Annotated in this window: 22 protein-coding genes, 1 tRNA gene and 1 pseudogene; 8 read left to right on the forward strand and 16 right to left on the reverse strand. The window is 55.9% G+C overall.

Going from position 1 to position 26,991, the window contains the following annotated elements:
* Window positions 1-9: 9 nt before the first annotated feature.
* Window positions 10-1,695 (forward strand): cyclic-di-AMP receptor, encoded by a 1,686-nt coding sequence (locus EIO64_RS03500; RefSeq protein ID WP_083491022.1) that lies wholly within the window; start codon window positions 10-12, stop codon window positions 1,693-1,695.
* A gap of 95 nt (window positions 1,696-1,790) precedes the next feature.
* Here the strand turns inward: EIO64_RS03500 and EIO64_RS03505 are convergent, their stop codons facing one another.
* The 9 genes and pseudogenes from EIO64_RS03505 to EIO64_RS03550 form a co-directional block, all read right to left on the reverse strand.
* Entirely contained in the window at window positions 1,791-2,741 is a 951-nt protein-coding gene (locus EIO64_RS03505) for an FAD:protein FMN transferase (RefSeq protein ID WP_119311353.1), read from the reverse strand.
* Between the two features lie 27 nt (window positions 2,742-2,768).
* Entirely contained in the window at window positions 2,769-3,659 is an 891-nt protein-coding gene (locus EIO64_RS03510; RefSeq protein WP_136890782.1) for an FMN-binding protein, read from the reverse strand.
* A 62-nt stretch (window positions 3,660-3,721) separates the two neighbouring features.
* Window positions 3,722-4,717, reverse strand: coding sequence for a hypothetical protein (locus tag EIO64_RS03515; protein ID WP_021751497.1), 996 nt, complete (start codon window positions 4,715-4,717; stop codon window positions 3,722-3,724).
* A gap of 28 nt (window positions 4,718-4,745) precedes the next feature.
* Entirely contained in the window at window positions 4,746-5,729 is a 984-nt protein-coding gene (locus EIO64_RS03520) for an ABC transporter ATP-binding protein (protein WP_025544187.1), read from the reverse strand.
* Window positions 5,719-6,792 (reverse strand): ABC transporter ATP-binding protein, encoded by a 1,074-nt coding sequence (locus EIO64_RS03525; RefSeq protein WP_021751499.1) that lies wholly within the window; start codon window positions 6,790-6,792, stop codon window positions 5,719-5,721. The genes EIO64_RS03520 and EIO64_RS03525 overlap by 11 nt, the downstream gene beginning before the upstream one ends.
* A 16-nt stretch (window positions 6,793-6,808) precedes the next feature.
* The gene (locus tag EIO64_RS03530) at window positions 6,809-7,687 is read right to left on the reverse strand and encodes an ABC transporter permease (RefSeq protein ID WP_036631401.1); all 879 of its coding nucleotides are present in this window, start codon (window positions 7,685-7,687) and stop codon (window positions 6,809-6,811) included.
* A 5-nt stretch (window positions 7,688-7,692) separates the two neighbouring features.
* Complete coding sequence (gene nikB / locus EIO64_RS03535) at window positions 7,693-8,631, reverse strand: nickel ABC transporter permease (RefSeq protein WP_021751501.1); 939 nt, start codon at window positions 8,629-8,631, stop codon at window positions 7,693-7,695.
* An 87-nt stretch (window positions 8,632-8,718) separates the two neighbouring features.
* Window positions 8,719-10,256: pseudogene (locus EIO64_RS19165) on the reverse strand (ABC transporter substrate-binding protein).
* A 71-nt stretch (window positions 10,257-10,327) separates the two neighbouring features.
* Window positions 10,328-11,176 carry an FMN-binding protein gene (locus EIO64_RS03550; RefSeq protein ID WP_136890785.1) on the reverse strand — a complete coding sequence of 283 codons (849 nt, stop codon included), beginning with the start codon at window positions 11,174-11,176 and terminating at the stop codon, window positions 10,328-10,330.
* 238 nt (window positions 11,177-11,414) lie between these two features.
* Here EIO64_RS03550 and EIO64_RS03555 point away from each other — a divergent pair, with 238 nt between their 5' ends.
* The 5 genes from EIO64_RS03555 to EIO64_RS03570 all read left to right on the forward strand — a co-directional run bounded on the left by EIO64_RS03555 (window position 11,415) and on the right by EIO64_RS03570 (window position 17,634).
* Complete coding sequence (locus EIO64_RS03555) at window positions 11,415-12,323, forward strand: LysR family transcriptional regulator (protein WP_025544191.1); 909 nt, start codon at window positions 11,415-11,417, stop codon at window positions 12,321-12,323.
* A gap of 776 nt (window positions 12,324-13,099) precedes the next feature.
* Complete coding sequence (locus EIO64_RS03560) at window positions 13,100-13,729, forward strand: TetR/AcrR family transcriptional regulator (RefSeq protein ID WP_158629686.1); 630 nt, start codon at window positions 13,100-13,102, stop codon at window positions 13,727-13,729.
* 332 nt (window positions 13,730-14,061) lie between these two features.
* Window positions 14,062-15,321, forward strand: coding sequence for an ABC transporter permease (locus tag EIO64_RS03565; RefSeq protein WP_346730071.1), 1,260 nt, complete (start codon window positions 14,062-14,064; stop codon window positions 15,319-15,321).
* Complete coding sequence (locus EIO64_RS18970; RefSeq protein WP_346730093.1) at window positions 15,207-15,821, forward strand: ATP-binding cassette domain-containing protein; 615 nt, start codon at window positions 15,207-15,209, stop codon at window positions 15,819-15,821. The genes EIO64_RS03565 and EIO64_RS18970 overlap by 115 nt, the downstream gene beginning before the upstream one ends.
* A gap of 13 nt (window positions 15,822-15,834) precedes the next feature.
* A complete protein-coding gene (locus EIO64_RS03570) occupies window positions 15,835-17,634 on the forward strand; it encodes an ABC transporter ATP-binding protein (RefSeq protein ID WP_249390785.1) in 1,800 nt (599 codons plus the stop codon).
* A gap of 226 nt (window positions 17,635-17,860) precedes the next feature.
* Here the strand turns inward: EIO64_RS03570 and EIO64_RS03575 are convergent, their stop codons facing one another.
* From EIO64_RS03575 to EIO64_RS03600, 6 genes are all read right to left on the reverse strand, one after another.
* The gene (locus EIO64_RS03575; protein WP_249390786.1) at window positions 17,861-18,529 is read right to left on the reverse strand and encodes a 3'-5' exonuclease; all 669 of its coding nucleotides are present in this window, start codon (window positions 18,527-18,529) and stop codon (window positions 17,861-17,863) included.
* On the reverse strand, window positions 18,478-20,013 hold the full coding sequence (locus EIO64_RS03580) for an ATP-dependent helicase (RefSeq protein WP_249390787.1): 1,536 nt from the start codon (window positions 20,011-20,013) through the stop codon (window positions 18,478-18,480). The genes EIO64_RS03575 and EIO64_RS03580 overlap by 52 nt, the downstream gene beginning before the upstream one ends.
* Window positions 20,014-20,446: 433 nt before the next feature.
* Window positions 20,447-20,528, reverse strand: a tRNA-OTHER gene (locus EIO64_RS03585).
* Window positions 20,529-20,653: 125 nt separating this feature from the next.
* Entirely contained in the window at window positions 20,654-22,258 is a 1,605-nt protein-coding gene (locus EIO64_RS03590) for an AAA family ATPase (RefSeq protein WP_119311356.1), read from the reverse strand.
* A 71-nt stretch (window positions 22,259-22,329) separates the two neighbouring features.
* A complete protein-coding gene (locus tag EIO64_RS03595) occupies window positions 22,330-22,536 on the reverse strand; it encodes a helix-turn-helix domain-containing protein (protein ID WP_119311357.1) in 207 nt (68 codons plus the stop codon).
* Entirely contained in the window at window positions 22,537-22,878 is a 342-nt protein-coding gene (locus EIO64_RS03600; protein ID WP_119311358.1) for a hypothetical protein, read from the reverse strand. It lies immediately after the preceding gene.
* A 260-nt stretch (window positions 22,879-23,138) separates the two neighbouring features.
* Here EIO64_RS03600 and EIO64_RS03605 point away from each other — a divergent pair, with 260 nt between their 5' ends.
* Window positions 23,139-23,876: a hypothetical protein gene (locus tag EIO64_RS03605; RefSeq protein ID WP_136890787.1), complete on the forward strand. Its 738-nt coding sequence runs from the start codon at window positions 23,139-23,141 to the stop codon at window positions 23,874-23,876.
* Window positions 23,873-24,472, forward strand: coding sequence for a hypothetical protein (locus EIO64_RS03610; RefSeq protein WP_158629687.1), 600 nt, complete (start codon window positions 23,873-23,875; stop codon window positions 24,470-24,472). Before EIO64_RS03605 ends, EIO64_RS03610 begins: the two co-directional genes overlap by 4 nt.
* Window positions 24,473-24,528: 56 nt before the next feature.
* On the opposite strand, the gene EIO64_RS03615 is transcribed toward EIO64_RS03610, so the two are convergent.
* Window positions 24,529-26,985 (reverse strand): zinc-ribbon domain and TM2 domain-containing protein, encoded by a 2,457-nt coding sequence (locus tag EIO64_RS03615; protein ID WP_119311360.1) that lies wholly within the window; start codon window positions 26,983-26,985, stop codon window positions 24,529-24,531.
* Between the last annotated feature and the right edge of the window lie 6 nt (window positions 26,986-26,991).

The following is a 26,991-nucleotide window of genomic DNA, read 5'->3' on the forward strand; positions in this document are numbered from 1 at the left end:
CGCCATATCATGAGAGCATCCTCTGCATACAGCCTCTTTGATACAGAGAGTGTCTGGGCCATCCTGATGCGGATCGCGCCTCCGGTCATGCTGGCCCAGCTGATCCAGGCCATGTACAACATCGTGGACAGCTATTTTGTGGGCCAGTTCTCCAGTGACGGCCTCACCGCCCTCTCCATCGTCTACCCTGTTCAACTGATCGTCACCGCCATCGCTGTCGGCACCGGCGTGGGCGTCAATACCCTGATGTCCCGGTACGACGGCCAGGGGAACCACCACCTAGCCGACCGGACCGCCGGAACAGGGACGGTCCTGGCGCTGATCAGTTGGCTGATCTTCGCCGTATTGAGCGGCCTGCTGATGCGCCCCTTTGCCGCGATCTCCACGGAGTCCTCCTCCGTGGCGGACCTTGCCGTGACATACGGTACCATCGTCTGCGTGGGCAGTCCGGGTGTGTTTCTGGAGAGTACCTGGAGCAAGGTCCACCAAGCCCGCGGCAACATGCGCCTGCCCATGTTGGCCCAGATCGCCGGCGCCGCGGCCAATATCGTGCTGGACCCGATTCTGATCTTCGGCCTTGGCCCGGCACCGGCGCTGGGAGTGGCCGGTGCCGCCTTTGCTACGGTGTCAGGCCAGGTGCTGGCGGCGCTCATTGTTGTCTCCGGATTCCGGAAGCCGCCCCCCATCCGGGTGTTCCGCTCCTATGCGGCCAAGATCTACCGGTTGGGATTTCCCTCCATCTTCATGCAGCTTCTGTTCACGGTCTATATCATGGCCCTGAACATGATCCTGGCCGGCTTTTCCGATGACGCCGTGACGGTCCTGGGCCTGTATTACAAGGTGCAGTCCTTCTTCTTCATCCCCCTCTCCGGACTCCAGACCTGCATCGTCCCCCTGCTGAGCTATACATACGCCAAGGGTGCCTACGGCCGCTGCCGCCGGGTGGTGAAGAACTCCGTCCTGCTGGCCATGTCCTTCATGCTGGTGGGGATCGCCTGCTTCGAGCTGATCCCGGAACAGCTGCTGCGCATTTTCACCGCGGAGCCCGCGGTCCTGGAGATCGGCGTCCAAGCCTTCCACATCATCGGCATCAGCTTTCTGCCCGCCGTGCCCTCCCTGATCCTGCCGGTCTTTTTCCAGGCCATCGGGGCGGCGCTGCCCAGCGTCCTGCTCTCCCTGACCAGGCAGATCTTCTGCCTGATTCCCGTATTCTGGCTCTTCTCCAGGATCGATCTGGCCTACACGTGGCTGGCCTTTCCCATTGCGGAAGTCGTGACCGGAACGCTGGGCCTGTGCTTCTATCTCCACCGCATCCACATCTGGGACCGCTGCAAGGGCGCGGCCCTGAAACCCGAACGCAAAGGAGCGACTGCCATGAAACTCATCACCGCCATCGTCAACAGACGGGACACCAGCGAGGTCTGCGCCGCCCTGACAGACGCCGGCTTTTACTTCACCCGCATGGCCTCCACCGGTGGTTTTCTCACCGGCGGCAACTCCACGCTGCTGATCGGCACAGAGGAGGACCGGGTGCCCCAGGCCATCGCCATCATCCGCCAGAACTGCTCCCGCCGGACGGAGAAGATCTCCTCCAACGTGCAGCTGGCCACGCCCTCTGCGGCCTATCCCACGGAGGTGACCGTAGGCGGTGCCACGCTGTTCGTCTCCGATGTGACGCAGTTTGAAAAGATCTGAGCCGCCCGCCATATCCGGCGGCCGGGCACAAGCAGGACGAAGCGATCCCCCTCAGTGTGTGCACTGAGGGGGATCGCTTTTTGCATCAAGATCGATCAGGCAGGGGCGAACGCCGCGCCCGGAGACGCGGCCACAGTCCCATCCTCCCGTACGGCCACATATTCGATCATCTCGCCGCTGTCCCTGCGCAGCCGGTCCACCAGAACGCCGCCCTCCTCTTCCCCCAGGATGAAAAAGGCAGTGGAGAGCAGGTCTGTGTAAACAGGCCGCGAGGACAGGATGGAGACGCTCTTCAGTGTCAGCGGCATGGGGTACCCGGTCCGCGGGTCCAGCAGATGGTGGTACACGGTCCCATTCTTCTGGAAGCTGTGCTCATACCAGGAGGATGTGGCGATGCCCGCGTCCTGGAGCTGCACCGTCCCAAACACCGAGCCGGTGTTGTCCGGGTCCCGGATCGCCACCTTCCACGGCCGGGTCCCGCCCTGCGCGTCCTGGTGCGCGCCGATCACAAACAGGTTCCCGCCGTAGTCCAGCACGGCCTGCCGGACGCCGCCCTGCCGCAGGCGGTCCACGGTCAGACCCAGGGCGAAGCCCTTCCCGGCTGCGCCCGGATCCAAACCGATTCCAGAAAGATCAAACGTCACGGTCCGCGTATTCCGGTCCAGGCGGACGTGCTGATAGCCCACCCGGTCCAGCACCGCCCGGATGCGCTCCGCAGAGGGGATCCGGGGCGTCTGGGACAGAAAATCCCACAGCTTTACCACCGGCCCCACCGTGGGGTCGAATGCTCCGCTGGACAGGCGGCAGATCTCCAGGTTCTGCTCCAGGAAGGTGTACAGGGTCTCAGAGACCGGCACAGCCTCGCCGGGCCGGATGTCCCGGCAGAGCCTGGAAAGCTCTGAGTCGGGATCGAACATGCTGAGGGTGCGCTCCAGCCCGTGGGCCTCCTCCTCGCACTGCTCCAGCAGCTGCTCCCCGTCCTCCGGGATTTCCGCCGCGATGCGGCAGAGGGTGTCGTACGCCAAAAATGCGCGGGTATGCTCCATAACGGTTTTCCTTTCCGGTTCTTGTCTTTACTGGAAAACGCCGTCCTTGCGCATCTCCTCCAGGACAACCTTGGCCATCCGCAGGTAGTTGATGAACGCAGGATACATCGGCCGGTTCTTGGGATCCATATCCAGATGCGCATGGTCTGGGTTGGGATTGTCCCAGATCATGCCCATATCCCGTCCGGCGGCGTGGGGCAGGCCGGTCAGATCCAGCATGTTCTGGGTGGCGCAGACCTTCAGGTTCAGGTTGTCCATCTGGGTGCGGAAGCCCACCAGGAAGGCGTGGCGGTCCCAGCCGGAGGGGAACGGATCCTCATAGGCGGGGCAGTCGTATTTGGACTGGCGGTAGTACTTTTTCAGCTCGGGGTGGACGATGTCCTCCTCGTTGTCTGCGAAGATCTCGTCAAAGCGGCAGGAGCGGATCCTGCCGTTCTCCACCACCACCTTCAGCCAGCCGGTGAGGCCGTAGCCATAGTCCTCGGAATAGCTGTACAGCTTCTTGGAGGAGGGCTCGTCCAGCTCCTTGTCCAGCTTGGCCGCGAAGGTCAGCAGCTTCTTCACGCTGCCGGAGGCGCTGGCCACCAGATCGAAGTCTCCGCTCAGGCTCTGTTTCTCCAGCATCTGCTGCTCCACGTACTGCATACCCATGGTCAGCACGGAGCCGGCCTTCTGCATCCGGGGCTTCGTGTACTGCCAGAAGCTGTAGCTGGAGCGGCGCTTGGAGATGCCCTGGTACAGGTGGTTGTAATAGGAGGGAGCCGTGATCTCATTGAGCTCCACAAAGATCAGCTTGCCGTCGGCCTTCACCGCCTCCACAATGCCCAGGTGACCCGGATCGGCGGGAAACTCCCCCTCTACGCCGGGATAGTAGGGCGGGAACCGTTCCTCGATCCGATAGTAGTCACCCTTCAGCATCCCCTTGGGGGCTGGACGGACCAGACGGGCTTCTTTCCTGCGTTATCCATGTTCGTTCCTCCTTACTTCACGGCACCGTCCTTGACCATCTCGTCGTGAACGATCTTGGCCAGGCGCAGATAGTTGTTCCACACGGGAGAGCGGGGCCGGGTGACAGAACGGGCGGTGGCGTCGCTGTTGGAGACGAGTGCCACATCGTCCTTGTGGGGCTTGTCCCACACCACGCCCATGTCCGGGCCCTCCACGCAGGGCAGTCCGGTGATATCGAACATATCCTGTGTTTCGCAGACCTTCTTGTTGATGGCATCGGACTGGTCCTTGAAGCACACCAGCCAGGCGTGGCGGTCCCAGCCGGAGGGGAACGGGTCCTCATAGGTAGTGGAGAAATACTTGGACTGACGGTAGAACTGCTTCAGGTCGTCGTAAACAATATCTTTGGTGTGGTCGGCGAAGATCTCATCGTAGAAGCACCTAACGATCTTGCCGTCCTCCACCACCACCTGGAGCCAGCCGGTGATACCGTAGCCGTAATCCTCGGTGTAGCCGTAGTACCGCTGCTTCTTGTGGTTGGAGTCCTTCCGCTGAGCGGACACGTCGTCCTTCAGGCCGATCATGTTCTTCATGGAGAAGGAGGCACCGGTCAGTAGGTCATAGTCAGCGTCCAGGTCCTGCTTTTCCAGGATCTGGTCCTCCACATATTTGAAGCCGTTGGCCAGCACCCGCCCATAGGCCACGCTGCGGCGCTTGTCATGGAAGTCCTGGAAGAACTGGAACTCCGTGCGGCGCTTGCTGACATTCTGGAAGTGGCGGACATAGTAGTTGCCCATGGTAGTCTCGTTGAACTCGGCGAAGGCGATCTTGCCGTCGTCGTCAAACACCACGTCCAGCTCGCCCTTGTGGCCGGGGTCGCCCCAGCGGCCGCTGTACCGCAGCTCGGCGTGATAGTAATCGCCCTTGACCAGGCCCTTGTACTGGGGCTGCGCCGTCCAGTCGATCAGCTCGCTCTCGTTGTCCTCATGCCAGGGGCCCAGCCCCAGCCATCTCGTCTTGTCAATCATGTCAAATTCCTCCTTATGATTCTGTCCGTCACTTGGACGGGGTTTGCTCTTCCAGGGCGCCGGCCCGGCAGCAGGCGCAGAAGTGGCCGCTGCCGAAGTCCCGCAGCGCCAGGTCCCGGCCGGTGCAGCCCTCCCGGGCGTACAGGCAGCGTTTGGCAAAGCGGCAGCCCGGCTCCGGGTCAATAGGGCTTTGAAGTTCGCCGATGAGCTTCACCCGCTGCATTTTCTGCCGGCTGCTGGGGATGGGAATGGCAGACAGCAGAGCCTGGGAATAGGGATGCAGTGGCTGGCGGAACAGCTCCGCGGAATCCGCTGTCTCCACCAACTGGCCCAGGTACATCACCGCGATCTTATCGGAGAAGAACTTCACCACCGACAAGTCATGGGTGATAAAGAGATAGGTCAGGTGGAACTCCGCCTGCAGATCCTTCAGCAGGTTCAGGACCTGGGCCTGGATGGACACGTCCAGCGAGGACACCGGCTCGTCGCAGACGATGAACTGGGGCTGCAGGGACAGCGCCCGGGCGATGCCCACCCGCTGGCGGCGGCCGCCGTCCAGCTCGTGGGGATAGGCGTTGAACAGCCGGGCGGAGAGGCCCACCACGTCCATCAGCCGGGAGACCTCCTTATCCAGCTCCGCACGGCTTTGGGCCTTTGCGTGAATCCGCAGCGGTTCCCCGATGATCTCCCCAATGGACATCCGGGGGTTCAGGGAGGAGAACGGGTCCTGGAAGATGATCTGCAGATCCTTGCGCAGGTCGTGAAGCTGCTTCTTATTCATCTTGCAGATGTCCTGTCCGTTGAACAAGATCTCGCCGCTGGTGGACTGGTGCAGGCCCAAGATCAGCCGTCCGATGGTGGACTTGCCGCAGCCGGACTCCCCCACCAGGCCCAGCGTCTCGCCTCTCCGAATGGAAAAGTTGACGCCGTCCACCGCATGAAGGGTGCCGGTGGGGCTTTTGAAATACTTCTTCAGGTCCCGGACTTCCAGGATGATATCCTTATCTGCCATGTCGCACCTCCTCCATCAGTTCGGGGGATTCGAAAACGCCCTGGTGGGCCAGGCAGCGCACCATCTGGGTGCCGCCGACGCCGGTCATCTCCGGCTTGCGGGTACGGCAGGCCCCCGTTGCGTAGGGGCACCGGGGTGCAAAGGCGCAGCCCTCCGGCAGCTCCGTGGGGTCCGGCATCTGGCCCTGGATGGGCTTGAGCTTCTCCGCCGTCTCATCCAGAGACGGGATGGAGCCGAAGAGGCCGATGGTGTAGGGATGATGGGGGTGGTCAAACACCTCCGCGATGGTGCCGCTCTCTACGATCTCACCGGCATACATGATAGCCACCCGGTCGCAGACCTGGGCCACGACGCCCAGGTCGTGGGTAATCAGCAGCAGGGAGGTACGGAGCTTTTCCTTCAGCTCGTTCATCAGTTCCAGCACCTGGGCCTGGATGGTCACGTCCAGGGCGGTGGTGGGCTCGTCCGCCAGAATCAGCTCCGGCGAGCAGGCGATGCTCATGGCGATGACCACCCGCTGCTTCATGCCGCCGGAAAACTGGTGGGGATACTCGTCATAGCGGGCCCGGGGGATGCCCACCATCTCCAGCATATCGCCGGCCTTTCTCCGGCCCTCCTCCTTGCTGCACTTTTCATGCTGGTGGATGACCTCCGCGATCTGATCGCCCACGGAGTAGACCGGGTTCAGGCTGGTCATAGGGTCCTGGAAAATCACCGAGATCTTGCTGCCGCGGATCTCCCGCAGACGGGCGGGCTTGGCCTGGAGCATATCCTCGCCCTCGAACCAGATCTCGCCGCCCATGATCTTTCCCGGCGGGTCCGCGATGAGCCGCAGGACCGACAGGGCCGTGGTGGTCTTGCCGGCGCCGGTCTCGCCCACCAGACCCAGGCTCTCGCCCTTTCCGATGGTCAGGTCCAGGCCGTTGACGGCGTAGACCACGTCCTCGTCGGTGTGGTACTCCACCCGCAGGCCGCGGATATCCAGCAGGGCCTCCGGGGCCTGCGCGGAGGGGATGGGCTCCGTCTCTGGCAAAGCGGTCTTGTGCTGCTTGTTCTCTTCCATGTGGCGTCCTCCCTCCTCAGTTCTTCAGCTTGGGGTCCAGGGCATCCCGCAGGCCGTCTCCCAGCAGGTTCAGGGAGAGGATGGTCAACATGATGGCAAAGCCCGGGAACGCGCACACCCACCAGGCCGCCCGGAAATACTGCCGGCCGGTGCTGACCATAGAACCCCACTCCGGCGTGGGCGGGCTGATGCCCAGGCCGATGAAGCTGAGGCTGGCGATAGCCAGGATGGACCCGGCGATAGACAGCGTGGCCTGCACAATGATGGGGGCCATGCAGTTGGGCAGGATGTGCTTGAGGATGATGCGCTTGTCGCTGGCGCCGATGGCGCGGGCCGCCTCGATGTACTCCTCGTTCTTGATGGTCAGAACGGCGGAGCGGACGATCCGGGCAAAGGGCGGGATGTTGGAGATGCTGATGGCCAGCATCATATTCGTGACGCTGGTGCCCATGGCGGACACCAGGGCGATGGACAGCAGGATGCTGGGGATCGCCAGGAAGATGTCCATGACACGCATGATGACATCGTCTACCCGGCGGCTGCCGTAACCGGCGATGGCCCCCAGCAGGCCGCCCACCACTGTGGCAATGGCGATGGTGGCAAAGGCCACCGGCAGGGAGATCCGGGCGCCGTGGACGATCCGGGCCAGGATGTCGCGGCCCACCTCGTCGGTGCCCAGCCAGTGCTCGACGGAGGGGGGCTGGAGCTTCAGGGATGCGTTCTGCTGAATCACCAGCGTCTCGTAGTCAAAAAACACATCGGCAAAGACGGCGAAGAAGATGATGACGGCCAGAATGATGAGTCCCAGAACGGCCATCTTGTTTTTCTTCAGGCGGCGCCATACTGCGGCGGCCTGGGACTTTTTCTTGTTCTTGTTTTTCACTTTCCCAGTCATCCGCATCACCTCTTTGCCGTTTTGTACTGGGCCCGGATTCTAGGGTCCAGGAATGCGTACAGGATATCAATGCACAGATTGATGATGGTGAACATCGTGGCCAGCACCAATACGCAGGCCACCACCACGGGCGTGTCCTTCAGGCCGATGCAGTCCACCAGCAGCCGGCCGATGCCGGGCCAGGAGAACACCGTCTCCACCAGCACTGCGCCGCCCAGAGAGAAGCCGAATTGCAGTCCCACTGTGGTGACAATGGGAATCATGGCGTTGCGCAGAGCGTGGCGGATGGTGATGACGCTCTCTTTCAGGCCCTTTGCCCGTGCGGTGCGGATGTAGTCCTGCCGGATCGTCTCCAGCATGGAGGAGCGGGTCATGCGGGTGATCATCGCCAGGGAGTTGGCGCTGAGGGTGACGGCCGGCAGCACCAGAGCGCCCCAGGTCTCAAAGTTGGAGGATGGGAACCACCCCAGCCCCGCTGCGAAGATCACGATCAGCATCAGCCCCAGCCAGAAGTTCGGCATGGAGACGCCGAACAGAGCGCCCACCATGGAAATGTTGTCCACCGCCGAATACTGATGGGTGGCGGAGATCACGCCCAGGGGAATTCCGATCAGAATGGCAAAAAGCATGGCGCAGGCCGACAGCAGGATGGTATTGGGCAGCCGGGCGGCGATCTCCGCCGCCACCGGGTTGCCGGTGCTGTATGAGGTACCGAAGTCACCGTGGACCGCGTTGATGATAAACCGGCCGTACTGGACCAGGAAGGGATCATCCAGGCCCAGCTCCTCCTGCATGGCGGCGTAGGATTCCTCGGAGTAGTTGTCGCCCAGCATCATCTGCACCGGGTCGCCGGGGGTGAAGCTCAGGATCGTATAAACGATGAAGCTGACACCCAGCAGCACCGGAATCAGCATGAGCAGCCGTTTGAGAATAAAACGGTACATCTGTCACTCTCCTTTTCCATAACGCAAATTCGCGCAAGCGGACGGCGGCTTTTGCCGCCGCCCGCTCACTGGAATGCCTGAATGCGCTTATTCAAAATAGGTGCCGTTGATGTAGTGGGACTTGCCCGGATACAGGCCGAATCCCTTCACATTGGACTGCATACCGGCGTTCAGGTGCTCCACCGCCATGGGGACCAGGGGCGCGGCCTCCGCCACTTTGCTCTGGATCTCCGCATACAGCTCCATGGCGTGCTCGGTGTCGGTGGTGGTGCTGGCCTCATCGATCAAGGCGTCCACCTCAGGCGTGGTCCAGAAGCAGCGGTTGCCGGAGGGCCCCAGAGCCTCCGTGTGGTACATGGACCGCAGCATGGAGTCGGGGTCAATGGAGGTCTTGGACATGATGAACATATCATGGGCGCCGTTGCCGGTCTCAGACTGGAACTGTCCGCTCTCCAGGGTCTTGACCTCGGCGTTGATCCCCACCTGGCGCAGCTGCTCCTGAATGACCACGGCGGAGTCCCGCATCACCTGGGTATCGGAGCACCAGAGAGTGGTGGAGAAGCCGTCAGGATAGCCGGCCTCGGCCAGCAGCTCCTTGGCCTTCTCCACGTTGCAGGAGTAGTCGGAGCAGTCGGAGACGTAGCCGTCCACACTGGGGGGCAGCATGGTGTAGTTGGCGGGTGTGGCCTCGCCGCTGAACACCAGGTCGATGTAGCCCTGGGGGTCCAGCGCGTAGGCGACGGCCTGCCGGACCTTCTCGTTGTCAAAGGGCGCCTTCTGCACGTTCATGCCCACATACCACACGGTGGTGCTGGGGAGGTGAGGGTGGTGACGGACGCGTTGTCCGCCAGGCTCTCCAGGTCGGTGATGCCCAGGTCATAGGCCAGGTCCACCTCGCCGGTCTCCAGGCCAATGGTGCGGTTCAGCGCCTCGGGAATCGTGCGGAAGATGACGCGCTTGACGGCCGGAGCGCCGCCCCAGTAGTCCTCAAAGGCCTCCAGGACCACGTCGCCGCCCAGCTCCCAGGAGACGAACTTGAAGGGGCCGGTGCCCACGGGGTTCTTGTTGAACTCCTCCGCGCTGGTGTCCGCGCTCTTGCAGATGATGGAGGCCGCGTCCAGGCTCAGGCGGTACAGCAGCGCGTTGAAGGGCGCGGAGGTCTTGATGGTGACGGTGTAGTCGTCATCACAGGTGATGCTCTCGATGATGAGGTAGTTGTAATTCACGCCGGGGTTTGCGATGCAGCGCTCCAGGCTGTACTTGACATCCTCGGAGGTCATCTCCTCCCCGTTGTGGAACTTGACGCCCTGGCGCAGATGGAACACGGTGGTGGTATCGTCGATAACCTCCCAGCTCTCCGCCAGGCCCGGCACTAGGTTCATGTCGTTGTCCATCATCACCAGACGGTCAAACATCTGGGTGGTGACACGATAGGTCCCGATGGAGGCCTGCACCATGGGATCCATGTAGGTGGGGGACTCTGGGATAGCAACGATCAGGGTATCCTTGGCGCCATCGTCGGAACCGTCCGTGGTCGTCGAGCTGGAACCGGTGGGGCCACAGCCGGCCAGCATCCCGCAGAGCAGGAACATTGCGGTGAACAGTGCGAAAACTCTCTTCTTCATCGTACTCCTCCTGACGTGGTGGTGATATATTTCTGAAACCGCCCCCGGCGGTCACATTCCTGATTGTGTGCTCAGCGCAGGCCGTCGGCCGCCAGAGCATCCTCCATCCGCCTCGCCAGCTCCAGATAGTTGTCCCATTCCTTCGCTCGCTTGGGCTCCTCCGTGAAGGGGAGCCCGGTCAGGTCGGTGAGGCTCTGGGTCTCCAGCACCCGGGCGCTGAGCAGGTCGAAGATGCTGTTGAACCCGGCCCCGATGGTGGAGATGTAGTCCGGGCAGTGATATTTGGACTGCCGGTAATAGGGCTTGAGCTCCGGGTCCTCAATCTCCTCCTGCCGGTCGGCAAAGATCTCGTCGTAGGCGCAGGAGATGATCTTTCCCGCCTCCAGCACGATCTGCAAGCGCCCGGTGACGCCGGGCTCCACCGCCTGGGACAGGCCGTAATACACCTGGCCGGAGGGCTTGTCCAGCCGCCCCGCGATCTCCTCTGCCAGTGGGAGCATAGACCGCTTGATGCTGTTGGAGGCGCCGGTGAGCAGGTCAAACTCGCCTGTGAGGCGGTTCTCCGCCACCATCTGCTCTTCCAGATGGGTCAGGCCGTTTACCAGCACCACGCCGGACTTGGCGGTCCGCTCCTTGGTGGCCTGCAGAAAGCCGTAGTCGGACAGCCGCTTGGAAACGCCCTGGTACCGTCTGATGTAATAGGTGGGGTTGTTAATCTCGTTAAACTCCACCATCTGCAGGGTTCCGTCCCGCCGGACCACTTCCAGAATGCCGTGATACCCCTTGTCCCCCGGGAAATGCGGGGCAAACCAATTCTCAGCCCGGTAATAGTCTCCCTTTACCAGCCCCATAGGTGGCTGCACCGTCCAGAACAGCCGGTCCAGCACGTCAACGGACTTTTCGCGCTTCTTCTCTTCCATGCCTCTCTTCCTTTCCCTCATTTTGATCCGCATTCCACCGCCGGGTGCGGATCTTGTATTCTTTGAAAATTGGCGCTATAATGATTGATAAAATCTGAACGCCCCTCTGACCGGGCGCCTTTGTTTTGCCTGTTACGATTATAACATGCTCCCCTGGCTGTCGGATTATAGGGGATTTTGTTAAGCCTTCGCTATTTGGGATTAGGTCCCTCCGCCGTTTTGAGAAAGAGAGCGCGACATGAACACAGAACACCTCGTCTATATCCTGGAGGCGTACAAGTGCGGCTCCGTCAACAAAGCCGCCCGAAACTGCTATATCTCCCAGTCCCATCTCAGCACCATCATCAAGAACGTGGAACAGGAGATCGGCTATCCCCTGTTTCACAGGACGGCCAACGGCATCACCGCTACGCCGGAGGGACTGATTTTCATGAGCCACGCTGAGAAGATCGTCACCGAGCGCAATAATATCCAGAAGATCCCGCAATCCATGTCCGAGAGCGACAGCCTCTCCATCATTTGCGCCCGCTCCGCCTTTGTGCTCCAGTGTTTCTTTGATTACAAAAACTGCTTCCCCAACCTGAACAGGACCCACGACAAATTTCTGGAGGCCGGCCTCCGGGAAAATCTGAAAAACGTCGTGGCCCAGAACTGCAGGCTGGGCATCCTGGTGCTGTTCGAGCAGGTCATCCCCAAGTACATGGATCTGGCGGACCAGTACAATCTGGAGATGACGGTCCTCCAGCGCTCCATTCCCGTCACCGCGCTGATGTCCAAGTCCCATCCACTGGCCAACTCTTCCCGTGTCTCGCTCAAGGATCTCACAGGGTATCCGTTCATCGCCGACGCGCACATCGATCCGGACGATACGCTGGACGTGCTGGGACTCCAGAGCCACACAGACCTGCTGTACATCTGCGACCGCGGCACGATCTTCGACGCGGTCCGCAAAGGCAATTACATCGCCATCGGCATCAGCATTCCGGAGGAGGATGCCCGGCGGATGAACTGCGTCTGCTGTCCCATCGCGGACGGCGCTCCCATGGCCGTGGCCCTGCTGCATTCCCGGACATTTACGCTCCGCCCCAGAGAGAAGCACTTCATTCGCTATCTGACTGACCGCCTGCACAAGCGCTATTCCGGATAAACGGCGTGCCGCCTCCCACAGGGCAGTTTGTCCGCATCGGCGTGTGTCCCTGTTGGTGCGATGGCTCCAAACATTGCCGACAGCGTGTGCAGGAACGCCTTTTGCACGCATCTTGCCGCAAAGATTTAAAACCCCAGGAACTGCTGCGCAGCGGTCCCTGGGGGTTTTAAATAGCGGCTGACTTCATTCTCGTTATATCCAATGCCGTGGGCTCAATTGGGTAATTTCCCGTATGTTTTTTCAATCAGAGTCCTGCAAGGGGAATAAAAGGCGTCTGCCAGGAGACAGCCGCCGCAATCTGCCGTCGCTGACCGCTGTTCCGCCTGTTTCAAGGGCTTCTGCGGCTGCTGGCACCGCTGCTGTGAGCGGTTCTCCGCAGACTCACGGCTTCTTTGTGCGCGGGAGCAGAGCGCCTCCCTGCCGGTCAAGGGCCCGGGAGCCGTGCCCGCGACAGACAGCTGCTCCCGGCCTCAGCCTCTCCGGCTCGTTTTCAAAAAATTCATGAACCGTTCACGAGGCAAACATAGATGAGGCCATCCGGGAGTAGTATACTTCCAAAAGTATAGACGAGATCGTCTGTAAAATCCTCAGGCAGTAGCCGCCGCGGGTTGCAAACCTGACGGCGTGTGTCCGGTCCCATACCGGCGCGGAATTGGTCGGACGTCAAAATGGCCTGTCCGTCCGGACGTTTTTCCGCTGCCCGCCCGGGTGTCTCCCTGGTTCCGGGTTTTGGCAGGGCCGGGGGTTTTGGATCAGGCAGAAGGAGGATATGCAGCATGACGCAGAAAGAGCGCCAGGAACGCAGCAGAAAAGAGATTTATCAGGCCGCCCTAGAGGAGTTCGGGACCTACGGCTACGACAAGGTCAACATGGAGCGGATCTGTGGGAACCACGGGATCTCCAAGGGCATGATGTACCACTACTACTCCAATAAGGACGAGTTGTTTTTACTGTGCGTCGAACGCACTTTCCAGGAGCTCAGGGCCCATGTGGAACGGGATATGGCCCATCTGTCAGGGGAGGATACGGCAGCCGCAGTCAAAGATTTCTTCATGATCCGGGAGCGCTTTTTCCAGCTTCATCCCCAGCAAAAGCTCGTTTTTGAAAGCGCCATGCTCCGTCCGCCCAAACATCTGGCCGCGCAAATTCAGGCCCTGCGCGCACCGATGCGGCGCTTGAATCAGGAATTTATCGAGGGGCTCATAGACAAAATGCCGCTGCGGCCGGATTTGAAGCCTGAAATGGTGACCCGCTATTTGGAAACCATCGAGTCTCTTTTCCAGAATATGATTGTGAGTTATCAGGGCGGACATCCCGCGCAGGATTTCCATGCCATGCTGGAAACCGCAGGCGAACTGCTGAATATGGTCCTATTTGGGATTCTTCGCCACGCAGATCCGGCATGATCTCCGGTTCGGTGGATAACGTGATCTTTGCCGCGGCACTCCCCTATCTCTTTGGAATGCGGCTGCTGTACCCGGGCTTCAGCAAACTTGTCAGCTCCTTTAATCTGAAGCGGCCGGAGGGACTAGGCCGGGGCCGGTGCACCGCCTTGGTTCTTCTATTGGCAGCGGGCGGATTTTTCCCGGTCTGCGCCCCTCTCCGGGCTGTCCGCACCTCAGCATCCTCAGCGGGAGCCTGCTGATCTTTCAGGATGCGGCCTCGATCCTGTGCGCCTGCTTCTCCGGCCGGTTCTGGCGGCAAAACAGCAATTGATGATACCACAAGGAGGATTTATATGCTGAAATTACTTCGTAACCTACGGCGGCAGGAGTGGGCCATGGCCGCCGTGTGCGCAGTGCTCATCCTGGGGCAGATTAATTTCGATCTGGCGCTGCCCGACTACATGAGCAGCCTGACCGTTCTGATTAAAACGCCGGGGAGCACCCTGTCGGACATCCTGCATACCGGCCTGGAAATGCTGGGCTGCACCCTGGCCAGCGCGGTGCTGTGCGTCATCTGCGGCTATCTGACCGCCAAGGTGGCTGCCGGGTTCAGCTTTTCCATCCGGGAGGCGGTGTTTCATAAGATCGCAGACTTCGGCCAACAGGAGATGATGACCTTCTCCGTCCCCAGCCTCATCAACCGCACCACCAACGACATCACCCAGGTGCAGATGCTGACGGCCATGGGCCTGCAGATCCTAATCAAGTCCCCCGTCATGGCAGTGTGGGCCATCATCAAAATCGTGGGCAAGAGTTGGACCCTCTCCGCTATCACCGCCGGATTTGTGGCCGCCCTGCTGGTGATGATGGCGGTCATCATCGGCGTGGTGGTGCCCCGGTTCCGCCGGGTGCAAAAGCTCACCGACCATATCAACCTGGTGGCCCGGGAGAACTTGAACGGTATCAATGTTGTCCACGCCTACAACGCTGAGGACTACCAGAACGCCAAGTTCTGGAAGGGCAACGAGGAACTGATGCGCACGCAGTTGTTCAACCAGCGGGCCTTTGCCTTCCTGATGCCCGGCGTCACCCTGGCCATGAACGCATTGTCTCTGGTGATCTACTGGGTGGGTGCCTCCATCGTGAACGCCGTCCCTGCCGCGGACACCGCCGCACGGCTGGCCGCCTTCAGCGACATCGTGGTGTTCGGCACCTACGCCACCTACGTCATCATGTCCATTATGATGATGGTCATGATTATCATGATGCTCCCGGCGGCCCAGGTGTCCGCCCAGCGGATCAATGAGGTGTTGGAGACCCGGAATAGCCTGACTCAGGGCGCCCGCATCGATGCCCTGGAAACCGGTACTGTGGAGTTCCGGGACGTCTCCTTCCACTATCCCTCCTCGGACAAGAATGTCCTGGAGCACATCACCTTCCAGGCCAAGCGGGGGAGACCGTGGCCTTTATCGGCGCCACCGGCAGCGGCAAGACCACTCTGGTCAGCCTGGCCGCCCGGTTCTATGATGCCACGGAGGGCACTGTGCTGGTGGACGGGGTGGACGTTCGGGACTACACCTTCGACGCCCTGTATGACCGCATCGGCTATGTAACTCAGAAGGCCATCCTGTTCTCCGGAGACGTCCGCGGCAACGTGCTGTTCGGCGCCAGCCGGGGCAAGGATTCCGATGCGGACGTTCAAAAGGCTCTGGAGCTGGCCCAGGCCAGCGAGTTTGTGGACAGGATGCCCGGAGGCATCCATGCCCCCATCGCCGAGGGAGGCACCAACGTATCCGGCGGCCAGAAGCAGCGGCTCTCCATCGCACGGGCCCTGGCGAGGCGCCCGGAGATCCTGGTGTTCGACGACTCCTTCTCCGCCCTGGACTACCGGACGGATACCAGGCTCCGTGCCGGCCTGGACCGGGAGCTGAAGGATACCACTCGACTGATCGTGGCTCAACGGATCGGCACCATCCGGAACGCGGACAAGATCATCGTTCTGGACGAGGGGAGGATGGTGGGGATGGGTACCCACGAGGAACTGATGCAAACCTGCCCGATCTACCAGGAGATCGCCCGGTCCCAGCTCTCCCAGGAAGAGCTGGGGGCTTAAGGAGGAAACCAAGATGCCAAAGATGATGCAGAACAGAATGTGCGCGCCGGGAAAGAGCAGGCGCGGCATCGGCGGTGTGCTCAGAGAACTGTTCACCTATTCCAACAAATTGAAAGCGCCCTCTGTTGCGGCCTTTTGCTTCGCCGTGGCCGGCGCAGTGCTGACCATCATCGGCCCCAGCCTGCTCAGTCGGATCACGGACCTCATCTCCGACGCCCTGGACGGGGAGATCGATCTGGCCGCCATCGGCCGCACCGGCGTAATCCTGCTGGTGATCTACGGCTTCAGTGCCGTCTTTACCTATGTGGAGCACTTCATCATGGCTACGGTCACCCTGGAGCTGTCCCGGGATATGCGGCAGGACCTGTCCCGAAAAATCAACCGGGTGCCCATGAGCTACTTCAGCAAGGTGTCTTATGGTGACATCCTCAGCCGCATCACCAACGACGTAAGTACTCTGCAGCAGGCCCTGGCCAACAGCCTGCCCTCCATGATCAGCGCAGTGGCCCAATTCCTCGGCTGTCTGGTGATGATGTTTGGCACTGAGTGGCGTATGGCGCTGGCAGCCATTGCCGTCACGGCACTGGGCTTCCTCATCATGGCTGCGGTGATGCTCCGGTCCCAGAAGTACTTCACCGCCCGGCAGGAGAACCTGAGCACCCTGAACGGCTATATTGAGGAGATGTACTCCGGCCACGACGTGGTGCGCCTCTCCCGGGCCAACGAGCAGGTAAAAGAGACCTTCGGCGGGATGAATGCCGTTCTGTACGACGCAGAGTGGCGCAGCCAGTTCCTCTCCGGCATCATGCAGCCCCTGATGACTATCATCGGCAACCTGGGCTATGTGGCGGTCTGCGTCCTGGGTTCCGCCCTGGCCATGAGCGGAGAGATCTCCTTCGGCGTCATTGTTGCGTTCATCCTCTATGTGCGGCTGTTCACCTCTCCCCTGAGCACCCTGGCCCAGGGCATGACCCAGATGCAGACGGCGGCAGCCGCCGGCGACCACGTCTTCGACTTTCTCCACGAGAAAGAGCTGCCCGATGAGACCGGCAAGCGCCGCGAACTCTCTCCTGTGCAGGGCGAAGTCGAATTTGAACACGTCCGATTCAGCTATCCGAATCATCCGGATAAGATCATCATCAAGGACTTCTCTGCCCATATTCAGCCGGGGCAGAAGGTGGCTATTGTGGGTCCCACCGGAGCGGGCAAGACCACGATGGTCAATCTGCTGATGCGCTTCTTTGAGATCAACAGCGGAAACATCAAAATCGACGGCGTGCCCACCTCTGAAATGACCCGGGAGGGCGTCCACGACCTGTTCAGCATGGTACTCCAGGACACCTGGCTGTTTGAGGGGACTGTCCGGGAAAATCTGGTCTACAACAAGACCGGGGTCACGGACCAGCAGCTGGAGGAGGCCTGCCGGGCCTGCGGCATCTATCACTTCATCGAAACCCTGCCCCACGGCTTTGATACCGTGCTGGATGACAGCATTGCCATTTCCTCCGGGCAGAAGCAGCTGCTCACCATCGCCCGGGCCATGATTCAGGGCAATCCCATGCTGATTCTGGACGAGGCCACCTCCTCGGTGGATACCCGCACAGAGCTCATCACCCAGCAGGCCATGGACCGGCTGACGGAGCACCGCACCAGCTTTGTCATCGCCCACCGGCTGTCCACCATCAAAAACGCCGACCTGATTCTGGTGCTGAAGGACGGCGATATCATCGAGCAAGGCACGCACAAGGAACTCCTGGCCAAAGGCGGCTTCTACGCTGACCTGTACAACAGCCAGTTTGAAAAGGCCTCGTGATCCCAGGAAGAGGGGGGCGGCTGCGATTTGGACAGTATGGAAAATCAGACTCCGCCGTGCTGAAGCGAAAAGAACAGCTCCCGCTTTTCAAGCCATTCCTTTGAAAAGCGGGAGCTGTTTCCCTTTCCGGAGAGCCTGGTTTGCTTTGGAGGCAGGGCTCCTTCCACCCGGGCCCCCAATGATCGGCATTGCAGCAGGAGCCCCCGTCCATCCCTCCCAGGATTTGTCAAATCCGTTCCAGCTTCGCCCGGAAGGATATCTTTCGGGGCGTCTCCATCTCATCGAACTGTACCACATGAGCACCCTTGTCCATGTCCACATCCAGCACCGTACCGGAGCCGAACAGAATATGCTTCACCCGCTGCCCCACGGAGAATGCCATGTTCCCGTCGGTCTCCGGCAGATAGGTCTGGCTGTGGCCGATATAGTCCCGGGCCGCCCGGATCAAGCCCTCCTCCGGCGGCCGGGTGAAGGCCAGGAGATTGCGGTCGATGTCCAGAAGAAAGCGGGAGGGATACCGGGGGGTGCCGTCGAAGTTCCGTCCGTCTGCCTCGGAGATGTACAGTCCCTTCTCCGCCCGTGTCAGCGCCACAAACGCCAGCCGCCGCTCCTCCTCCATGGCCTGCTGCGTCCGCACCTTCCGGGAGGGGAAGATCCCCTCATTCATGCCGCAGAGGAACACATAGGGAAATTCCAGGCCCTTGGCGGCGTGAACGGTCATCAGCCTCACCTTGTCTCCCTGCTCCGCCGTGTCGGCATTGGTGAACAGAGCCACATGGGCCAGATAGTGCTCCAGGGTGACCTCCTCCCCGCAGGTGGTCTCGTACTCATATACCGACTGCTTCAGCTCCGCCAGATTGTCCAGCCGTTCCTGGCTGCCCTCGGTGCGGAGCATCTTCTCGTAGCCGCTCTCATTGAGGAGGGCCGAAAGCACCTCGGACACCGGTCTCCCCCATATCCGGCGGCAAAGGACTCTATCAGGCCGACAAACCTTCCGGCGCCTGTTCCTTTGAAAAGTGGGTCCTCCAGATTGTCCTGCAGCGCCTGATACAGGGAGCGGCCCTGCCTCTCTGCGTACTCCTGCAAAAATGCCATCCGCCGCTTCCCAAGATTCCGCTTGGGGACGTTGACGATCCGCCGGAAGGAAAGGTCGTCCTTGTAGGCAATCATCCGCAAGTACGAGAGGGCGTCCTTGATTTCCATACGGTCAAAGAACTGGACGCCGCTGTAAATCGTATAGGGGATCTTCTCTCCCAGCAGGACTTCCTCCACCGCCCGGGTCACATAGTGGGCCCGGTAGAGCACCGTCATGTCCCGGTATGGCGTGCCCGCCTCGTGAAGCTCCTTCATCTCCCCCGCTATCCATTCGGCCTCCGCCTCCTGGGTCTGCGCGAAGTGGCAGATGACCGGACTGCCGGAGGGCAGCGTGGGCTGCAATTCCTTTTTGATACGAGTCCGGTTCTTGTCGATCAGGGAATTCGCGGCAGAGAGAATCTCCGGCGCAGAGCGGTAGTTCTCCATCATTAGAATCGTTTTTGTCCCCGGAAACTTCTTGTCAAAGTCCAGCAGGTACTTCACGTCGGCGCCCCGCCAGGTGTAGATGGTCTGGTCCGGGTCTCCCACGATGAAGAGGTTCTTGTGGTAACCACACAGAACCTCCATCAGCTCGTACTGAAGCTGGTCGATATCCTGGAACTCGTCGATCATGATGTACTCCAGCCGCTGCTGCCACTTGAGCCGAATGTCAGGATGCTGCTGGAAAATATACAGGGAGAACTTGATCAGGTCGTTATAATCCAGTCCGAAACACTTCTTCTCCTGATACAGATAGCCGTAGAAAATGATGTCTGCCGGGGTGTCCGCCTGGTCATACTTCTCCTTCAGCGTGTCCAGAGGCATGGCGATCATATCCAGATAGTAGTCCGGACGCTTGAACAGCTTCTGCATCTCGACCATGTCCCGGGCTGCGGAGAAGGTCATATCCCGCAGCGTCAATCCCCGCTCCTCGTAGATGATTTGGAGCATAGCGTCGATGTCCGCGTTGTCCAGCACCAGAAAGCTTTTGGGATACTGGACGGCGTAGCTGTCCTCCTGGAGCACGGAGACGCAGAAACCGTGGAAGGTGTTGATATAGCCCGTGTCATTGTCGCCGGTGAGGATGTGGATGCGCTGGCGCATCTCATTTGCGGATTTGTTGGTGAAGGTGACGCAGAGGATATTTCCCGGCAGGATGCCCAGCTCGTTCACCAGAAAGGCAAAACGATGGGAGAGCGCCCTTGTCTTGCCGGAGCCGGCTCCGGCAATGACACGGACAAATCCTTCGGTTTCGGTCACAGCCTGGCGCTGGGCAGCGTTGAGGCCGGAGAGCAAATCGGTCATCGTGGCGTCCTCCCTGTCGAACATCTGTTTCTTCCATTATATCAGAACCCGCAGATGTTCTCAACCTCTTCTGAAAAATCCATCAGATCTCCTATGGCTGAGGATTGGCATACGAAGAACAGGGAAGAAGGATGCAGACATTCAAATTAACCGCAGGTATAGGGAATCCTTGTGCCGCAAATCACACTTATTTCAGGCCAAGTTCACAAATCATATCTTCTGCCTTAGAAAATTCTTTTTTGGACCATATTTCAGTGGCATAACAGGAATTTGACCTCTATCATTTCAATGTTTTGTACTTTGCCGGTAGCATAGGTGCTTAATACAAGAAAGTATGAACCCCTTGCAATGCAAGGGGTTCATACTTAAAATAACCCTGCCTGACCCAAAATAACGCCAAGCATTCGCCCAAATCAGGCAGGGTCATTCATTTTGGCGCAGCGGGAGGGATTCGAACCCTCGTGCGATTGCTCGCAAACTGATTTCGAAGGATAAACAGAATCCCATACCGCCACATCGAGCCGTTCTAGGTCAATTAAAATGTGTTGTTTTGCTCAAAAGTCGCACCTTTTTCTCTGATGCAGAGGAATATTCATGTAGCATCAAAACGAGTGAGGGCACCATTTGGGCACCATAAGCATCAACCAAAAATCAGCCGTTCTAGTTGTTGATATACTTGGGTATCCGGTGTTATTAATGGTGTAATTGTGTCACGAATAATTGCTTCACCATTATTTCCACACGCTGTAAGTCCAAGCAACTTTTTGATGTTGGTTACTATATCGTTGCTAGCAGATTTAATATCATCCGTGGCATTTCCTCGACTAATGCTAGCATTTATCGCCTGTTGCTTTATTGTAAGGGCACTATTTTCCAACTCTGCTTTCCCAACTGTAGCGCACCATTTTTTGATTATTTCATCGTCCAGTAAATAGGATTCAAGGTGACGCCTATCCAGCACCTTAATTCCCTTTTCAGAAAGTTCTTCTACTTCATTTTCACTTCGATCATCTCGATCAATAATTCGAATGACATTGGTGTTCGGGACAATAGCTTGTGTTAGCCCAATTACCTTTAGTTTGTCTTCCTCGATGTCGTTGCAGCCTCCTAATGAGTAGAACACAGTGCTCGGGTGAGTTGTGCTGAAAATATTTGCATAGCACTTTGCATCAAAGTCTTTCCGTTTCCTGCCCCTAGTAGTCCCTTCGCAGAACACTACTGTTTCCGGGGCAAGTAAGGTAGAGTAATTTTCTAAAGTCAAAGATAGAATTCTATTCCACAAATTATGTGAAACGGGAGAAGGCATAATCTGAACTACATCATCAAAATCAAATCCATCAAAATTTAAGAATGCAACACTTCCCGGACATTCGGCTTCAAGTTCTTTGGCTTTATTTAGCATACCAAGTGAATGCGTAGCAATCCATAACTGACCATTTGCTCCGATCAGAGTGTAAAGTTCACCTAAGAGTTTTTCCTGTAATGCTGTATGCATATGGGCCTCTGGCTCGTCGATACAGAAAATGGTGTCTGGATAGTATTTTTGCTTAATGACCAAGTCTAATATCAAATCAAACGCCGCTTTTTCTCCTCCAGAGAGATTTTTATAGGAGTAATTTTTGGAAACCCCTTTGTCAAAAAGGAAGTCGCCATTTTCTGTGGGATTTCCCACACCAGAAAGAGTTAAGTCACCAAAAAGGCGAGTTAGAGATTCTCGAATTTTTCCGATTAATTCATCACGTAGTGTGGCTACCGATTTCTCGTTGTATGATGTATCATATACACATTCAAGCGTCTTAGAAATCAAACGATGGTAGTTTTTCGCAACCTCCTGATCGTTCTCTATCATCATGTTTTTATTTGCAATTGCTGTAGGCGCTTCCACCGCCGATATACCTTTGATAGCTAGAGAAGGGTCATTCCGATACGCGGTTCGAAAATAGAAAATCGAATGGTTTTTATTGGTATCCTCACCATCATAATCATAAAATGATAAATCAACTAATTTGTTTGAATTTTCATAACCATCTTGCCCTACTGGAGTTTTATTGCAGTAGCTTTGGTCTGTGGGGAGGCCGGTATATCCTTTCCACAATTGCCAAACCTTAAATGCATCAAAAACGGAACTCTTACCACATCCATTCGGTCCAACAAGTACAACCAATCGAGCACTTGAGGGAATAGCTGTTATAGTCAAATCTGTGAAACGTTTAAACTTTTTCAGATGAATTTCTTTGAGTTTCATATAAGGATGCCAACCTTTCTACAGGTTTTTTCAAATTATAGCATATTCTTAAAGAAACAGCAAGGAACGTGTCACCGGACACGTTCCTCTTTTACTTTGATTCTGGCGCTTTCCAATATGTATTCCTTGATAGCCAGCTTTGGAATACGCCATACACGGCCATTCCGAAACCCCTTGAGCTTACCGCTGTTTAGGAGATCGTACATAGCATTGTAGCCCATTCTCAGGGCTTCACAGGCTTCTTCTACTGTCAGAATATCAGGATATTCCTCTAACATTCATTCCACCTCCTGCACCGAAAGATGGGCTTCACAGCGGGGACAAGCGCTCAAATCAAGCGAGCAGGAGTCACATAAACAAGTAGGAGCCTTGGGCGGCGACTTGTGGCGCTTGGGGTTCAGCGTCCTTTGGTAGAGATCCATTTTCTCAATTTGCTGCATGACTGCCGGCTCTGATCTGCCAACAGCAAAGGCGATTTCAGAAATGCCGTAGCCTTCTTCAAACATCATTTTTACAGTTCGCTTTTCATCGTCCCGCCAAAACTCACCTTCGTGATCGAAGCGAATCGTGCCGTTACGGTGGCGGCGAATCATTTCACGTTCAATTTCAGGACTCATCATGGTTTTTCTCTCCTTTTTCAGATTGATTTACCATGATGTTCCTTTATTACGCACAAAAATCTCAAAAAATCTGTGGAGCGAAAGATAAGGACATTTATTGTCCATGCCGTGTGCTATTCTCTAATCAGTCTGATCCGTTGCGCAACCATCGGCTTATTCTCCTGCCTATGTTGTCAACAGGTCCGGTTAGGCGGCGGATGTTCGTGATTGTGGCACGACTCCGCCGCTGTTTTTCCTTAATACACTGAAAGGAACAGCCTATGAATATATTATTATCCCTCAAGAAATTCTCCCACATTGGCTATTACATACATGAAGCCCGAACAAAAGCCAAAGAAAGGAAAAAGCACCATCGAGATCGCCTGAACCTGTCGAATGACCAAATCAAGTATTTGGATAAGGTCGTTATTCCGGAAGGGTGCTCCTACCAAGTTAATGACCACACTTTTTCCAGCATAGACAAGGCTTTAGCTTATTGCAAGCGGCTGTCCATTGAACGATGCAAAAAGATATGGGGAGCCGGAATTCCCATCAGTATTACCAACCCGAATGCACCCAAGATATTTGATTGCGCCTGTTTGCCTGCTGGACTGCTTGTAAAGGACTCCAAGGACTTTCTATGTCGGTATGCTCCTGTCCGTATCATCATAATTGCTGTAGATCTGAGCGAGGTTTACACGGAATATTTTGATTTGTATGAAAGCGATATTTTCTCCAATGAACACCTCTATGACTACGGACTTCTTTACGGCAATTATCCTGTCTATCAGGAAACCGAGCTTTGCCTAAGCAAATTTAGCGAGCAGTACACCAAGCAGATCAACACGCCTTTTGTCCCAGAACCCGCCTTTGGTGATCCGTCCAAAGAATATACCGGGCTGATGGATGTTCATATGGCCTACGATTGCTATTCCGTGGAAGTGCTCTCTGACGGCACTGTCTATGACGATGGGAACTACGCATTTCCTTTGGGGCCATTCCAGTATCTACATTTGTGAATATCGGCAGCGCTGGCGTGTATTGCAAGTGCTGGAATCTTTTTTGGGGGTGCTCCCGCTCCTTTGAGGTCAATGGCAAGGAACATTCTCTTTTCCGCTCTGCGCTGTTGGCCTGTAAGCAGTCCGAATTACCTGTTGGAAAAGAGTTCTATACCATCATCATGCACCAGAAAGAAGCAGACGGCATCATACCAGCAGATTCACTCCCGGTTTCCCTGCGGGACAGCTATTCAGTTATGACTCCCCACGCAAAAAAGAGGGTGTTTCATATTTCGCCCCAATTTGACGAGATATATTGGGAAACATTTGAACTGGCAGATTCGAGCGGAAATATCCGCAACTTTTGCTATGACCACTGGCTTTTAGATCATAACTGTGAATGGAACGTCGGAGATATCTGTAAGACTACCTATTGGGGAAAATCCCGGTGGGGCAATCCTTGTATGGATAGAGGTATCAAAATTACATATCTCCCAGATGCTAAAACCCCATACTATGGTAGAGGTGATTTGGAACTTTATTGCAAGATTTCTGTAGGGAGCAACAGTCTAAACATCCCTCTTTCCACACTCATTAAGCCATCTTCCACAGAATGAAATAGCAAGTGAGAGTGACGAGACTTTTTGTGTTCTCGTCACTCTCACTTGTTTGATTATTCTTTGCTCACTTGTTTTTTGTGTTTAATGGCACGTTTAGAATATTTTTCGACTTTGGCTGCTTTTGCGACAAAGAAGAATATAGACTCGCCGAACAAAAATAACTGCCAAAAAGATACTGCACCTGGAACGACGAATATACCCAAAAGTGTAATAGCCAAATAAACTATTGCTCTTACAGGTTTATTGAGATAAAACCATTGTGCGCCTACAAGTCCCAGAAAAAGGGTTAGCAGTCCGGCCACCGCCTTGCTCTTTGGAGCCATTGTTTTACTCTGAGTTTTTTTGATAGCGGAATTTGACGGAGTTTTTTTGTTTGCAGTATTACCAACAAAAGAGGCGTTTGTTTTAGATTGTTGTTCAGCTTCCTTGGACTGAACTGGTTCCGCCTTGGCTTCTTCCGCTACATTAGTGGTTTGCGTTTTTTCGCCTGCTTTGGGACATGGGGAAACATCTGAAATTTCTAATGGCTTTTTATCCATTCCAACAGCAGACTGGGCCTCAATTGAGGCTGGGCCTACTGTTCCTATAGACGTCGAAGACTTTTTTTCATCAGATGTTTCTTCAGCCTCGGATTGAACCTTCATTTGAATATTTTCCGCAGTAGCCTTTTCGGCAGCCGTTGCCAATGGACCAGCTACAGTTTTTGCGTTCTCAGATAATCCGTATGCAAAAGCAATGGTTGAAAAGTAATGTGACATACTGGGGTTCTGTGGAATATTTAGTGCTTTGCTCCCTTCTCTATAGTAATTACCTAATTTGAGCGCCGCAAAGGGCTCCAATTTTTCGGCGGCCATCTTTATCATTTCGATACCCTGTTCGGAGTCGTTAATTGCACACATCCATCTACCAATATCTCCAATCGCTAAAATATTACCGGCATCGGCAAATATTTTGGCTTCACGGAAGTATTTACTCTTATCTTCTTTGTGTCCTACGGATTGCCATCTCCAAGGGGTATAATCTAAAACTGTGTGCATAAGAAAGGCAACTAAGTATTCCGCAAATTTATTGCCACTGTTTGCACGCTGTATCAATGAAGTCATCTTTTCACGAACGGCATACTGTTCTCCACAAGCTGGATTAGATAGCTTATAGTAGTAGAGTTTTAAGGTAATCATGGCCTCCAAATCATCACATTCAGCCATATCCCACAGCAGATTTTCCTTTCCTGCGATTATCATCTCGGCAAGTTCTTTCTGCTTTCCCTTGATCTGCTTTTCCAGTGCTTGTGCCTTGCTCGTTCTTTCAGCTTCTTTTTCTATCTCTATTGCTTTCTTTTCCAAAGCTTTGACATAGGTGGCTACATTCAAGTACGGATTATCCCTTGCGAGCGTTTCATAACTTTCTATCTTTTTCCGGATTTCCTCAACTGTTTTCTCTGGTTCGGTCTTTATTGAGTCAACAATCTTTTTGTCTGCGCTCAGAAGGGATAATTTATAATTTCTCTCGTTACCAAAGAACTTGGCCGCAGAATGAATATCCGATTTCCTCCCGGTAAAAAGATTATAGAGGTGAACGTAAAGAATGGTGGAATATGGCGCCTGTTGTATGCAATCGCATAAGATATCTATAGCTTTTTCAACATTTTCAGCGGATGCCTGTGATGCAATTCTTGCAATATAGTTTTTAGCCCTTGCATTTGCGGCAGCTTCATCGAAATCATATTCATCAATGAGATCATTTTCAATCAGCAGTTTTTCTACACAATAAAACACTTTTGTGCTGAAATCGTAAACGGTATCAAAGAGGCACGTTGCCACTCTTGGATCAATAGCAAGCTCCTGTTTCATACCACTTATCTTTGCTTTGTCGCTTGCTTTCGTAAGGGTATCCCCGATACCATGAAATGCCCCTGCACCAATGTTGAATGCTCCTGCAACAATTGCACCTTTGACCGCTCCGGTGACACCAAACCCGCCACCTTCCCAATGACCTCTGCTTGCTTTTTTTATATCTCTATAGTCTCCCAAATTTTCTGCATAGCGCTGAATTTCCCCAGCTTTTGCATATATGTATCCCAGAGACTCTTTGATGTTGCCACTCTGGACCACCATGTTTGCCAACATGGTGTCATCAATGTCATCAATGCCGTATTCCATAAGAACGTCAACACCGAAACGAACGGCAGAGGTGACCTTTTGAACAACCTCGGGGATTTCTTCATCGAAAAGGCCCACAAATGTGTGCTTTCGGCTCTTGTAAAACTTGATATATTCCTCTTCAAGACTTTCGGCCTTTTCAAAAAAACGCTTTCTCAGTGTATTGTACTCCAAAAAACGAGGAGAAAAGAAAAGTTCTCGACCAAGTAATTCAAACTTTACATCTGGTTCTACTATATATTCTTTGGCTTTATCGGCAGTTTCGTCAGAATATCGTGTTATATCTGCGCCACAATAAGGGCAAAGATTGAAGTCATCGTTTAACTCTTTTCCGCAATTATAGCAAAACATAATGCG

This window comes from Dysosmobacter welbionis (assembly GCF_005121165.3).
Taxonomy (GTDB): Bacteria; Bacillota; Clostridia; order Oscillospirales; family Oscillospiraceae; genus Oscillibacter; species Oscillibacter welbionis.